Source organism: Pseudomonas sp. GCEP-101, assembly GCF_025133575.1.
Taxonomy (GTDB): Bacteria; Pseudomonadota; Gammaproteobacteria; order Pseudomonadales; family Pseudomonadaceae; genus Pseudomonas; species Pseudomonas nitroreducens_B.
On the sequence record NZ_CP104011.1, the window covers coordinates 219,987 to 232,999 of the forward strand.

The 13,013-nt window shown below is 66.6% G+C and carries 12 protein-coding genes; 3 read left to right on the top strand and 9 right to left on the bottom strand.

Going from position 1 to position 13,013, the window contains the following annotated elements; translation table 11 throughout:
• The first annotated feature begins 22 nt into the window (after positions 1–22).
• The 3 genes from N0B71_RS01005 to N0B71_RS01015 all read left to right on the top strand — a co-directional run bounded on the left by N0B71_RS01005 (position 23) and on the right by N0B71_RS01015 (position 3,801).
• Positions 23–2,365, top strand: coding sequence for a heavy metal translocating P-type ATPase (locus N0B71_RS01005; RefSeq protein WP_259756661.1), 2,343 nt, complete (start codon positions 23–25; stop codon positions 2,363–2,365).
• A 187-nt stretch (positions 2,366–2,552) separates the two neighbouring features.
• Positions 2,553–2,972, top strand: coding sequence for a DUF4398 domain-containing protein (locus N0B71_RS01010; protein WP_259756662.1), 420 nt, complete (start codon positions 2,553–2,555; stop codon positions 2,970–2,972).
• Between the two features lie 37 nt (positions 2,973–3,009).
• Positions 3,010–3,801 carry an OmpA family protein gene (locus N0B71_RS01015; RefSeq protein ID WP_259756663.1) on the top strand — a complete coding sequence of 264 codons (792 nt, stop codon included), beginning with the start codon at positions 3,010–3,012 and terminating at the stop codon, positions 3,799–3,801.
• A 376-nt stretch (positions 3,802–4,177) separates the two neighbouring features.
• Here N0B71_RS01015 and N0B71_RS01020 read toward each other — a convergent pair whose 3' ends face one another.
• The 9 genes from N0B71_RS01020 to N0B71_RS01060 all read right to left on the bottom strand — a co-directional run bounded on the left by N0B71_RS01020 (position 4,178) and on the right by N0B71_RS01060 (position 13,004).
• Complete coding sequence (locus N0B71_RS01020) at positions 4,178–4,687, bottom strand: O-acetyl-ADP-ribose deacetylase (protein WP_259756665.1); 510 nt, start codon at positions 4,685–4,687, stop codon at positions 4,178–4,180.
• A gap of 37 nt (positions 4,688–4,724) precedes the next feature.
• Positions 4,725–5,042 (bottom strand): hypothetical protein, encoded by a 318-nt coding sequence (locus N0B71_RS01025; RefSeq protein ID WP_259756666.1) that lies wholly within the window; start codon positions 5,040–5,042, stop codon positions 4,725–4,727.
• On the bottom strand, positions 5,039–5,977 hold the full coding sequence (locus N0B71_RS01030; protein ID WP_259756667.1) for an alpha/beta hydrolase: 939 nt from the start codon (positions 5,975–5,977) through the stop codon (positions 5,039–5,041). The genes N0B71_RS01025 and N0B71_RS01030 overlap by 4 nt, the downstream gene beginning before the upstream one ends.
• A gap of 125 nt (positions 5,978–6,102) precedes the next feature.
• On the bottom strand, positions 6,103–7,407 hold the full coding sequence (locus N0B71_RS01035) for a flavohemoglobin expression-modulating QEGLA motif protein (RefSeq protein WP_259756668.1): 1,305 nt from the start codon (positions 7,405–7,407) through the stop codon (positions 6,103–6,105).
• Positions 7,404–7,967, bottom strand: coding sequence for a hypothetical protein (locus tag N0B71_RS01040; RefSeq protein ID WP_259756670.1), 564 nt, complete (start codon positions 7,965–7,967; stop codon positions 7,404–7,406). Before N0B71_RS01040 ends, N0B71_RS01035 begins: the two co-directional genes overlap by 4 nt.
• Positions 7,968–8,074: 107 nt before the next feature.
• On the bottom strand, positions 8,075–8,791 hold the full coding sequence (locus N0B71_RS01045; RefSeq protein WP_259756671.1) for a TetR/AcrR family transcriptional regulator: 717 nt from the start codon (positions 8,789–8,791) through the stop codon (positions 8,075–8,077).
• A 352-nt stretch (positions 8,792–9,143) separates the two neighbouring features.
• Positions 9,144–10,649, bottom strand: a complete 1,506-nt coding sequence (gene lysS, locus N0B71_RS01050; protein WP_259756672.1) for a lysine--tRNA ligase — start codon at positions 10,647–10,649, stop codon at positions 9,144–9,146.
• Positions 10,650–10,777: 128 nt separating this feature from the next.
• Positions 10,778–11,873 (bottom strand): peptide chain release factor 2 gene (gene prfB / locus N0B71_RS01055; RefSeq protein ID WP_259756674.1). Its coding sequence is split into 2 segments (ribosomal slippage): positions 10,778–11,800 and positions 11,802–11,873, totalling 1,095 coding nucleotides; the frame shifts between segments, so codons are not numbered across the junction.
• 120 nt (positions 11,874–11,993) lie between these two features.
• Positions 11,994–13,004 (bottom strand): response regulator, encoded by a 1,011-nt coding sequence (locus N0B71_RS01060; RefSeq protein WP_259756675.1) that lies wholly within the window; start codon positions 13,002–13,004, stop codon positions 11,994–11,996.
• Positions 13,005–13,013: the final 9 nt, after the last annotated feature.

The following is a 13,013-nucleotide window of genomic DNA, read 5'->3' on the forward strand; positions in this document are numbered from 1 at the left end:
TCGTCAAACAGGAACGGACGACATGACTGCCAACCGCCAGGGGCCGACCATCCACGGCCCTGTACAGGACCGTGAACATGATGCCGCCACCGGCTGCTGCGGCGGCGACAAGGGCGCGCTGCTGCGCGCGCCCAGCGCCGAACCTGCCGCGCATCCCCATGATCACCGCCACGATCACGATCACGATCACGATCACGATCACGAGGATCATGGCGCTCGGGCGCAAGAGGCGGCGACAGCCGCCGCCGGTGCTGCCAGCGGCGAGCTGCGCTGGACCAGCCTGCGCATCGACGCCATGGATTGCCCCACCGAGGAGCGCCTGCTGCGCGATGCGCTCGGCCGCGTGTCCGCCGTGGAGGACCTGGACTTCAACCTGATGCAGCGCCTGCTGCGCGTGCAGCACCGTTTCGACAGCGTCGAGCCGCTGCAGAAGCTGGTGGCCTCCCTGGGCATGCAGGCCGAGCCGGTGGACGAAAACGCCCCCGTTTCCGCCCAGCCGGCCCCGCACAAGCCCTGGTGGCCGCTGGCGCTGGCCGGCGTCGCCGCAGCCGCTGCGGAAGCCTTCGAGTGGTTCGCCATCGGCCCGCACTGGCTGGTGGCGGCCCTGGCCATCGCCGCGATCCTCGGCGCCGGCCTGCCGACCTACCGCAAGGGCTGGATCGCCCTGAAGAACCGCAACCTCAACATCAACGCCCTGATGAGCATCGCCGTGACCGGCGCGCTGCTGATCGGCCAGTGGCCGGAAGCCGCCATGGTCGCGGTGCTGTTCGCCATCGCCGAGCTGATCGAGGCGAAGTCACTGGACCGCGCGCGCAACGCCATTCGCGGCCTGCTGCAACTCGCGCCGGAACAGGCCACGGTGCAGGTGGACGGGCAGTGGCAGGAGGTCTCCGCCAAGGCCGTCGCTCTCGGCGCGCGGGTGCGGGTGCGCCCCGGCGAGCGCATCGCGCTGGATGGCGAGGTGCTCGACGGGCGCTCCAGCGTCAACCAGGCGCCCATCACCGGCGAAAGCCTGCCGGTGGACAAGCAGGTCGGCGACAGCCTGTTCGCCGGCACCATCAACGGCGAGAGTGCGCTGGAATACCGCGTCACCCGCGTGGCCGACGACAGCACCCTGGCGCGCATCATCCACGCCGTGGAAGAGGCCCAGGGGTCGCGCGCGCCCACCCAGCGCTTCGTCGACCAGTTCTCGCGCATCTATACCCCGGCGGTGTTCCTCATCGCCGTCGCCACCGCGCTGCTGCCGCCGCTGTTCTTCGGCGGCGCCTGGCTGGACTGGGTCTACCGCGCCCTGGTGCTGCTGGTGATCGCCTGCCCCTGCGCCCTGGTGATCTCCACGCCGGTGACCATCGTCAGCGGCCTGTCGGCCGCCGCGCGCCTGGGCATCCTGATCAAGGGCGGGGTGTTCCTGGAGATGGGCCGCTCCCTGCAATGGATCGCCCTGGACAAGACCGGCACCCTCACCGAAGGCCGCCCGCGCCAGACCGACTTCGCCCCCCTGCGGGACACCGCCGCCGGCGACGTGCGCGCCCTGGCCGCCAGCCTGGCCGCACGCTCGGATCACCCCGTCTCCCACGCCGTGGCCGTGGCCGCCGAGGCGGACAACATCGCGCTGTACCGCGTCGGCGAGCTGACCGCCCTGCCCGGCCGCGGCGTGAAAGGCGAGATCGACGGCCGCACCTACCACCTGGGCAATCATCGCCTGGTCGAGGAACTGGGGTTGTGCTCAAAGGAGCTGGAGGCGCGCCTCGACGCCCTCGAGCAGCAGGGCAGGACGGTCATCGTGCTGCTCGATGACGACGGTCCGCTGGCGCTGTTCGCCGTGGCCGACGGGGTCAAGCAGACCAGCCGCGAAGCCGTCTCGCAGTTGCACGCGCTGGGCGTGAAGACCCTGATGCTGACCGGCGACAACCCGCACACCGCCACGACCATCGGCGCCGAGGTCGGCATCGATGTGGCCCTGGGCAATCTGCTCCCCGAGGACAAGCTGCGCGAGGTGAAGCAGCGCCAGGCCGGCGGCAAACGTGTCGGCATGGTCGGTGACGGGATCAACGACGCCCCTGCCCTGGCCCGCGCCGACATCGGCTTCGCCATGGGCGCGGCGGGCACCGACACGGCCATCGAAACCGCCGGCGTGGCGTTGATGGACGACGACCTGCGCAAGCTGCCCTCGTTCATTCGCCTGTCGCGCCAGACCCACCGCGTACTGATCCAGAACATCACCCTGGCGCTGGGCATCAAGGCCGTGTTCCTCGCCCTCACCCTGGCCGGCGAAGGCACCCTGTGGATGGCGGTTTTCGCCGACATGGGCGCCAGCCTGCTGGTGGTGTTCAACGGCTTGCGATTGCTGCGCCATCGCGGATGATCGACGCCGCTGCCTGAAAATGCCCGCCATCACGGCGGGCATTTTTTTTGAACCCCCTGGCAAAACCCTTAGTCCCCTAAACAGATGCCCGCTATCGATGGCGCAGAACCGCGCCGGAGAGCGGCCCGCATCCGCCGGCACTCGAAACGCCGAGGGAACCCTAATCAATTGTCAGAGGATTCACCCAATGGAACTGAAATCTCAGAGCGCTCGAACCGTCCCCGCTCATCCCACCCGCGCCTCGCTGCGCCACTGGCGACTGGGGCTGCTGGCCCTGGGCAGCGCCGCGCTGCTGGCCGGCTGCGCCGGTAACCCACCCAGCGAGCAGATGGCCGTCACCGAATCGGCGGTGAACGCCGCCGTCAGCAATGGCGGCCCCGAATACGCACCGGTGGAAACCAAGAACGCCCAGGACAAGCTCGCCCAGGCGCGCATCGCCCTGAACGACAAGGAATACGACCAGGCCCGCAAGCTGGCCCAGCAGGCCGAGTGGGACGCCCGTGTGGCCGAACGCAAATCCCAGGCCGTGAAGGCCCAGAACGCGGTGAAGGACGCCCAGCAGGGCGTGATGGAGTTGCGTCAGGAAGGCCTGCAGCAGGCCCAGTGATCCCGCCCCAACGCCCGGTCAAATAAGGAATTTCGACATGAGAAAGTTCATCGTACTGCCCGCTGTTTCCACCCTCGCCCTGGCCCTGGCCGCCTGCTCGACGCCCCCCAATGCCAACCTGGAAAAAGCCCGCAGCGACTTCCAGGCCTTGCAGGCCCAGCCCCAGGCCACCCAGCAGGCCGCGCTGGAAACCAAGGACGCCGGCGACTGGCTGGCCAAGGCCGACAAGGCCTACCGCGACGGCGCCGACCAGAAGGATGTGGACCAGCTCGCCTACCTGACCCAGCAGCGCATCGAACTGGCCAACCAGACCGTGGCCCTGCGCGACGCCGAGGACCAGCTCAAGAACACCTCGGCCCAGCGCGCCCAGGCCCGTCTCGACGCCCGTACCGCGCAGCTGAACAAGCTCAAGGGCGAGCTGAACGCCAAGCAGACCTCCCGCGGGACCATGGTGTCCTTCGGTGATGTGCTGTTCGACCTGGACCGCGCCGAACTCAAGCCTGGCGCCATGGGCAATGTGCAGAACCTCGCCGGGTTCCTGCAGCAGAACCCGGAGCGCAAGGTCATCGTCGAGGGTTACACCGACAGCAGCGGCTCGGCGTCGTACAACCAGAGCCTGTCCGAACGCCGCGCCGACGCCGTGCGCATGGCCCTGCTCAGCCAGGGCGTGAGCCCGGACCGCGTGACCACCCGCGGCTACGGCAAGGAGTACCCGGTATCGAGCAACGCCACGCCGGCCGGCCGCGCCATGAACCGCCGCGTCGAGGTGACCATCTCCAACGACGCCAACCCGGTACAGCCGCGCTCATCGGTGAGCAGCGCTTACTGATCCGGCAGGACGGCTGACTCACTGTAGGAGCGGATTCATCCGCGATGCGTCTGGCGTGAGGCTGGGCCCATCGCGGACGGAGTCCGCTCCTACGGTGGCGCCTCCTGTAGGAGCGGGCCATGCCCGCGATCCCCGCACCCGGTGCGGCCAATCGAGAATCGGGGGACATCACGCCCCTTGTAGGAGCGAGCTTGCTCGCGAACCTATGCGGGCCGCCTCGATCCTCTCCCCTGAGCGTGGGCAAGTCGTCCCGCCTGACGTTGCCTCATCCTTATGCGCCGAAACGCCCCCGTCGCCTCTGGAGAGAAGGCCAGGGTGAAGTCTCTGCACGACGCCGCGTTCGCGAGCAAGCTCGCTTCTACAGGTCGGGGCTGGGTCAGCCCAGCAGGCGCCGATAGAGCGCCGCCATCTCCGCCGAGAACGGCACCAGCACCACTTCCCGCAACGAACTCCCCTCCCCGCGCGGACGGCGCAGCGCGTCCACGGCGACCTGCGCGGCCAGTTCGGCGGGGTAGCCGTAGATGCCGGTACTGATGGCGGGAAAGGCGATGCTGGCGAGGTGGTGGTCCTCGGCCAGCTGCAGGCTGCTGCGGTAGCACTGGGCGAGCAGCTGCGGCTCGCCGTGTTCACCACCACGCCAGACCGGCCCGACGGTGTGGATGACGAAGCGCGCCGGCAGGCGGAAGCCGGGAGTGATCTTCGCCTCACCGGTCTTGCAGCCGCCCAGCGGACGGCAGGCGTAGACCAGGTCCGGGCCGGCGGCCCGGTGGATGGCGCCGTCGACGCCACCGCCGCCCAGCAGCGAGCTGTTGGCGGCGTTGACGATGGCATCGACGTCGAGACGGGTGATGTCGCCCTGCCAGACGCGGATATCGGGGTGGCTCATGACGCTGGCTCCCTTGGCCGCGACGGCGGGCTCGCCGTCACTTGACCTCTTGCGGGGTTTCCTCGCCCAGGCAGCGCACGGCGCGCTTGCGGCTGTCGACCAGCACGCCGGTCAGGCCCTTCTGGGTCATGTCGAACATCACCAGTACGCCGTCGATGCACTGCGCCTGCTGGTCGGCCGGGTCCAGGGCGAGCTTGGTGTCCTGGCCGGGGATGCTCTTGAGCATGGTGAACTGGCTCAGCTCCAGCGCGTCCTCGGGCTTGGCGAAGTGCAGGTAGCCGTAGTACCAGAGCGTGCCGACCGAGACGAAGATGGTGGCGATGACGGTAAGGATGTAGGAGATCGGGTTGTTCATGGCTTGCCTTGGTTGGAGGATTCCGCCGGCTGTTCCTGGGAGGTCGCCGGTGCAGCAGAGTTCGGGACTTCGGCCAAGCGGCGCAGGCCGGTGAAGTGCTGCGGGTCGTCGAGGAAGCGCAGCATCACCTCGCGCCACACCGCTTCGCCGAAGGTTTCCACGTGGTTGCCACGGGTCAGCTGGAAAACCTTGGGCGGCGGCGCGGCCTTGTAGAGGGAGAGGCCGTTGTCCAGGGGCACAATGGTATCGTCGATGCTGTGGAAGAACAGCACGGGTGCGCCAGAAAGTCGCGGCATCGAGCGAATGGCGCTATCGCCATCGGGCACCAGCCAGGACAGCGGCACCTGTAGCGGCCAGGTCAGCCAACTGGTGGACAGGGTGTACTGGCCGACATCGCGGTAGCTGGCCGGCACGCCGTCGAGTACCACCGCGTGCAGTTGCTGCTGCCGCTGCGGGTGCTCGCCCAGGTAGTGCACGGCCAGGGCGCCGCCCAGGCTCTGGCCAAGCAGGATCACCGGCTTGCCCTGCACCTCGGGCGCCTTGTCCAGCCAGGCGAAGGCGGCGTCGATGTCCTGGTAGATCGCCGGCAGGCTCGGCGAGCCTGCGGAATGCCCGTAGCCGCGGTAATCCAGCATCAGCACCTGGTAGCCCTGCTCCGGCAGCCAGTAGGCGCCGCCCAGGTGCCAGGCCATGTTGCCGCCGTTGCCGTGCAGGTGCAGCACGGTGCCCTTGACCGGCACCCCCGCCTTGGCCGGCAGCCACCAGCCGGCGAGCTTCACACCGTCGGCGGTGGTCAGGGTGACGTCGCGGTAGTCCAGCTTGGCCCGGGCCGGGGTAATGGCGACGTCGTCGCTGGGGTAGAACAGCAGGGAGCTGCAGCCGCCGAGCGTGAAGAGCAGCGTGAGGGCAGCGGCCTTGAAACAACGATTCAGCATGAGGTCGTCCTTGAAGGTAACCACCTTGTAGGAGCGAGCTTGCTCGCGAACCACGTGCCGGCAGCGCCGGGGTTGGGCGGGTTCGCGAGCAAGCTCGCTCCTACGAAGAGCCGGACAGGGCATGATCAGAGGATATTGGCGTAATCCGCCTCGATGCGGTCGAGGCTCAAGTGATTGAGGAAGTTGGAGAAGCACATCCACGCCGACAGCGCGTTGAGGTCGCGGAACTGCGGCGGCAGGTACTTGGGCGGCACCACCAGGCCTTCGTCCACCAGTTGGCGCAGGGTACGCATGTCCTCCAGGGTGGCCTTGCCGCAGAACAGCAGCGGGATCTGCTCCAGCTTGCCCTTGCGCACGGCGAGCTGGATGTAGTTGTAGATCAGGATGAAGCCCTTCAGGTACGACAGGTCCTTGGTGAACGGCAGGCCGGCCGGCGTCGAGCCACGGAACACGCGGCTGGAGTTCTGGTAGCTGCTTTCCACGCTGTAGCCCTGCTCGCGGTAGAAGTGGAACACCTCGAGAAAATCCGCGCCCTCTTCGGCCATGTGGATGGCGCGGGTGCGGTTGGTCAGTTTGCGCAGGCGCGTGGGGTAGGAGGCGAAGGCGATCACTTCCATCAGGATCGCCAGGCCTTCCTGGGTCACGGTGGAGGACGGCGGGCCCTTGGCCAGGAAGGTGCAGATCGGCTGGTTGAGGCCGTTGAGCGTGGTGCCGACGTGCACCAGGCCCTCGTGAACCTCCAGCGCGCGCACGTCGCGCTCGTTGAACATGGCGTCGGCGCGCACCTTGATGTAGTCGGCGCCAGCGGCGGCGTCAGCGACGATGCCGTCGGACTCGAAGACGCGGATGGTGTCTTCCTTGCCGTCGAACACCTGGTTCAGCCGCTCCTGCAGCATCTTCACCGCATCGCTGGCGGTGAGCGTCTTGGGTTCGTCCTTGAGGTCGCCGCGGTCGGCGATGTTGTTCAGGTAATCCGAGAGCATCAGGCCCAGGTCGGCCAAGGTCGGGTCGCCGGCATGGAAGGCGTCGGAGGCCGAACCGTAGAGCTCCTGGGAGATCAGGCCGAAGTCCTGGGTGCCGCGTGCTTCGAGCATGCGGATGACCATGCGATATTCCTTGCACATGCGCCGCATGATCTGCCCGACCGGGTTGAACTGCCCCAGGTGGCGGGTGATGTCGCGCTCGATGTTCTGGAATTCCTGCTTCTTCGCGCTGCTGTCGAAGGACAGCGGGCGGCCGTCGTAGTAGGCACGGTCGACCTTGGGCGCGTGCTTGCCACGGCCCTTGAGGAAGTCGTCGCGGATGCCGTCGTCCCACTTGATGGCGTCGAGCACGCGGATCGGCGTCTGCGCCTCGACGATGCGGTCGGACAGGCCGCGGATGATCTGCTGGTATTCGTTGGGCGTGGACTTCTTGCGCCGTGGGGTCATGGCTTTTCTCCCGGGGTCACGCGCGAAAAGCGCAGCGCCTCGACGAACACGTCGGAGTTGGCAGGATCGTTGAGGTAGCGGATCACCTCCGGCAGCGGACTGCTCACCAGGGCGCCGGCGCCCTGCTCGGTGTCGACTTTCTCGCCCTGGAGCGCGCCATCCTTCATGTCCTGCAGGATGTGCTCGACATCCAGGTTATAAATCACCAGTTCGTCCTTGTCGGTGATCTCGAAGCCGGCCAGGGCGAAGTTGCCGCCCATGCTTTTCGGCAGGCCGGCGGACAGGTACCAGCGCTGGCCGTGGTGGGCGACGGTGAAGCCGAAGTCCTCGACGCTGTCGGTGTTGTCCTTGCTGTCGACGTAGCTGACGGCGCGGTAGAGGTTGGAGCCGGAGCGGGTGACCTCGAGGAACTGCTCCTCGCCGTACTCGTCCACACGCGACCACTGGCCCAGCAGGTGAGCCGGCGCGGGCTCGTTGGCCGGAATCGGGTCCTTGAACGTCACCAGGCAGCCACTGAGCAGGCAGATGCTCAACAGCAGCAGTGCACGCCAGACTTTCATCACGCCCTCCTTAGGTCCGGATGCCTGTGCATGCGATGCGCCACGCCCTCCGGAGTTCCGACACGAAAACCCCGCCGGATGGCGGGGTTGGAATGCAGCAGCTGGGGCTACAGGCCCATCACCAGGTCGAGGTAGCGGCTAAGGATGGCACGCATTTCCTCGATCTGCAGGTGGTCGGTCCCATCCAGCAGGCCCTGATACTCCATCTGCAGGATGATGGCCGTCAACACCCGGGCATCCTGCTCGGGCTGCTTTGAACCGAGCACTTCGAAGAAATGCACCACGCCCAGGGAGAGAATCTGCCGGTGGCGCTGCGCCAGGTCGTTGAGGCTGGGATTGAGCAGCGCTTCCTGGCGGAAGGCCTGCTCGGCGAGCAGATGCTCGCGGCGCTCGTTGAGCTGGACGACGACATACTGGATCGCCAGCTCGACGATATTGGCGGTCAGCTCGCGGCGCGCGTGCGGATCGTCCTGGGCGAGACCGGCGGCCATGGCCTGCAGGTCGCCTTCGACGCTGGCCCAGAAGGTCGACAGGGCCTCGGCGCTGCGTTCCACGAAGAGCGCGAAGGTGTCGGTGATGAGGTCCTGGATGTCCTTGAAGTAGTAGGTGGTGGCCGACAGCGGCACCCCGGCCTCGGCGGCCACGGCGCGGTGGCGCACGGCGCGGACGCCATCGCGCACGATGATCCGCAGGGCGGCGTCGAGGATCGCCTGGCGGCGCTGCTCGCTGCCCTGGCGGCTGGCCTTGCGGCCCTGGTATTTGACACTTTCTGCGATGGCGCTGGCGACTTGCGCTGCACTGTCTCGCGGGGACACGTGGGTCACTGGCATTACCTCCGGCGGCGCGGCCTGATGGCGCATTGTTCGAGCTTTTTTGTGGGAAAACAATTGCCGCTGCATGGCTGCGACACCGGCGCAGGGAGCGGGCCGCGAGGCAGAGCAGGCGGCTGGGAATCAGGCCTGGGAGTGAGACGTGCCACAGCGCGGCCGAGCCACGGTGACGGGGATACATTTCGTCGGATGGTATACCGTCAGATTCCCACCGACTTGTAGGAGCGGGCCATGCCCGCGATCGCGCGCATGGCGCGCTCCTACAGGTTGATGCCGGCGCCGCCCGGTAGTTCGGAAACGAAAAAGGCCGCCCCGAAGGGCGGCCTTTCTCTGCCAGTTCCTGCGCTTACGCCTGCGGGCGCATGTGCGGGAAGAGGATGACGTCGCGGATCGACGGCGAGTTGGTCAGCAGCATCACCAGGCGGTCGATGCCGATGCCTTCGCCAGCGGTGGGCGGCATGCCGTATTCGAGCGCGTTGACGAAGTCGGCGTCGTAGTGCATCGCCTCGTCGTCACCGGCGTCCTTCTCCTTGACCTGCAGCATGAAGCGTTCGGCCTGGTCTTCGGCGTCGTTGAGCTCGGAGTACGCGTTGGCGATCTCGCGGCCACCGATGAACAGCTCGAAGCGGTCGGTGACGCTCGGGTCGTTGTCGTTGCGGCGCGCCAGCGGCGACACTTCGAACGGGTACTGGGTGATGAAGTGCGGCTGCTCCAGCTTGTGCTCCACCAGCTCTTCGAAAATCATCACCTGCAGCTTGCCCAGGCCTTCGTGGCCCAGAACCTTGGCGCCGGCCTTCTTGGCGATGGCGCGGGCCTTCTCGACGTCGTTCAGGTCGGCCGCGGTGATGTCCGGGTTGTACTTGAGGATGGCGTCGAACACGGACAGGCGGGCGAACGGCTCGCCGAAGTGGAAGACCTTGTCGCCGTAGGGCACGTCGGTGCTGCCGAGCACGGCCTGGGCCAGCTCGCGGAACAGCTCTTCGGTCAGGTCCATGTTGTCTTCGTAGTCGGCGTAGGCCTGGTAGAACTCAAGCATGGTGAACTCGGGGTTGTGCCGGGTCGAAACGCCTTCGTTACGGAAGTTGCGGTTGATCTCGAAGACCTTCTCGAAGCCACCGACCACCAGGCGCTTGAGGTACAGCTCCGGGGCGATACGCAGGAACATGGCCATGTCCAGCGCGTTGTGGTGGGTTTCGAAGGGCTTGGCCGCCGCGCCGCCGGGAATGGTCTGCAGCATCGGGGTTTCCACTTCGAGGAAGCCGCGATCGGAGAGGAAGCGACGGATGTGGGCGATGACCTGCGAACGCACGCGGAAGGTGTGGCGGGTTTCCTCGTTGACGATCAGGTCGACGTAGCGCTGGCGGTAGCGCTGCTCGGTGTCGGTCAGGCCGTGGTGCTTGTCCGGCAGCGGGCGCAGCGACTTGGTCAGCAGGCGCACGCTGGTCATCTCGACGTACAGGTCGCCCTTGCCGGAACGGGCCAGGGTGCCTTCGGCGCCGATGATGTCGCCCAGGTCCCAGGTCTTGATCTCGGCCAGGGTCTCTTCGGGCAGGGTCTTGCGGTTCACGTAGGCCTGCAGACGGCCGCTGCTGTCCTGCAGGACGATGAAGGAGCCGCGGTTGAGCATGATGCGACCGGCGACCTTGACCGGGATGGCGGCTGCTTCGAGCTCTTCCTTGGTCTTGTCGGCGTACTGTTTCTGCAGGTCCGCGAAGTAGTCGGCGCGGCGGAAGTCGTTGGGGAAGGCGATGGCCTTGGCTTCACGCACGGCGGCAAGCTTTTCCTTGCGCTGGGCGATCAGCTTGTTTTCTTCCTGTTGCAGTTCGTGCTGGTCGAGTTGTTGGTCGCTCATGGTCGTTTATCTGCCTGGCGTGTAGATCAAAAGGGTTACTGGTAGGAGCGAGCTTGCTCGCGAAGCTCTTGAGCGGGTTCGCGAGCAAAAACGAGGCGTCTCCCTCGCTCCTACAAAGGTGTCGTGGATCAGAGGCCCTGTTTCAGGCTGGCTTCCAGGTACTCGTTCAGGTCGCCGTCGAGCACCTTGTCGCAATCGCTGCGTTCCACGCCGGTACGCAGGTCCTTGATGCGCGACTGGTCGAGCACGTAGGAACGGATCTGGTGGCCCCAGCCGATGTCGGACTTGGAGTCTTCCAGCGCCTGCGAGGCGGCATTGCGCTTCTGCATCTCCTGCTCGTACAACCGGGCCCGCAGCATCTTCATGGCGGTGTCCTTGTTGGCGTGCTGGGAGCGTTCGTTCTGGCACGCCACCACGGTGTTGGTCGGCACGTGGGTGATACGCACCGCGGAGTCGGTGGTGTTCACGTGCTGACCGCCCGCGCCGGAGGAGCGGTAGGTGTCGATGCGCAGGTCGGCCGGGTTGATCTCGATTTCGATGTTGTCGTCGATTTCCGGCGACACGAACACCGCGGTGAACGAGGTGTGGCGGCGGTTGCCGGAGTCGAACGGGCTCTTGCGCACCAGGCGGTGCACGCCGATCTCGGTGCGCAGCCAGCCGAAGGCGTATTCGCCCTTGATGTGCACGGTGGCGCCCTTGATGCCGGCGACTTCGCCTTCGGAGAGTTCGACGATCTCGGCGCTGAAGCCGTTCTTGTCCGCCCAGCGCAGGTACATGCGCAGCAGCATGTTGGCCCAGTCCTGGGCCTCGGTGCCGCCGGAGCCGGCCTGGATGTCCAGGTAGCAGTTGTTGGGGTCCATCTCGCCGCTGAACATGCGGCGGAACTCGAGCTTCTCGAGGATTTCGCGCAGGCGCTGGACTTCGGCCTCGACGTCGCCGACGGCGCCTTCGTCATTTTCCTCGACGGCCATGTCGAGCAGGTCGCGGGAGTCGGCCAGACCGCCGGTGAGCTCGTCGAGGGTCTCGACGATCTGCGCCAGCATGGCGCGCTCGCGGCCCAGGTTCTGGGCGTATTCGGGCTTGTTCCAGACCGCCGGGTCTTCCAGCTCGCGGTTTACTTCGATCAGACGATCATGTTTCAGATCGTAGTCAAAGATACCCCCGAATGGACTGGGTACGGTCGGAGAGGTCCTTGATGCTGTTGAGGATCGGTTGGATTTCCATGGCGGGCATCTCTCACGGGTATAGGGCGTAGAAAAGCCGACAAGTATACGTGAACTGTCGTCAGCCTAAAAAGGTTTACGACAGATCGCCCTCGCCCGCCGCCTGCGCCCGGCGGCCCGTTCAGCCGGCGATGGCCACCTGGTTGCGGCCGCCGTGCTTGGCGTTGTAGAGCGCCTGGTCGGCCAGTTCGATGAGCTGGCGACAGGCCTGCCCGGCCTGGGGCACCAGGGTCGCCACGCCGATGCTGATGGTCAGCGGCGAGCCCGGGGTGGGCAGTTCGTGGCGGATGTTCAGGTCCTGCACCAGGCGCCGCAGCTTTTCCGCCAGCAGGCGCGCGCCACCGGGGGAGGTGTTGGGCAACACCATGACGAATTCTTCGCCGCCGTAGCGCGCCGGCAGGTCGGAGGGGCGACTGGCGCTGGCGCGGATCGCCCCGGCCACCTGGCGCAGCGCCTCGTCGCCCTGCACGTGGCCGAAGGTGTCGTTGTAGGCCTTGAAGTGGTCCACGTCCATCAGCAGGATCGAAAGCTGGGTCTGCTCGCGCAGCGAGCGGCGCCATTCCATTTCCAGGTATTCGTCGAAGTGCCGGCGGTTGGACAGCCCGGTCAGGCCGTCGGAGTTCATCAGCCGCTGCAGCACCAGGTTGGTTTCCAGCAACTGCTGCTGGCTCTCGCGCAGGGCGCGGTAGGCCTCGTCGCGCTGCTGCAGGGCGAGGTAGGAGCGCGAGTGGTAGCGCACCCGGGCGATGAGTTCGATGGCATCGGGCAGCTTGACCAGGTAGTCGTTGGCCCCCGCGCCGAATGCCGCGCTCTTCACCGTCGGGTCTTCCTTGGTCGACAGGACGATGATCGGCAGGTCGCGGGTGGCCGGGTTGGCGCGGTACTCGCGCACCAGCGAGAGGCCATCGGCGCCGGGCATCACCAGGTCCTGGAGGATCACCGTGGGCTTGATCTGGATCGCCAGGGCAATGGCCTGCTGCGGGTCGGCGCAGAAGTGGAAATCGATGCTGGGATCGTCCGCCAGCGCCCGGCGCACGGCTTCGCCGATCATCGGCTGGTCGTCCACCAGCAGCACCATCACAGCGGAATCGCCTGGGATGTTCACGGGATAGTTACTCGTCAGAGGGTTCATGCAATCAGC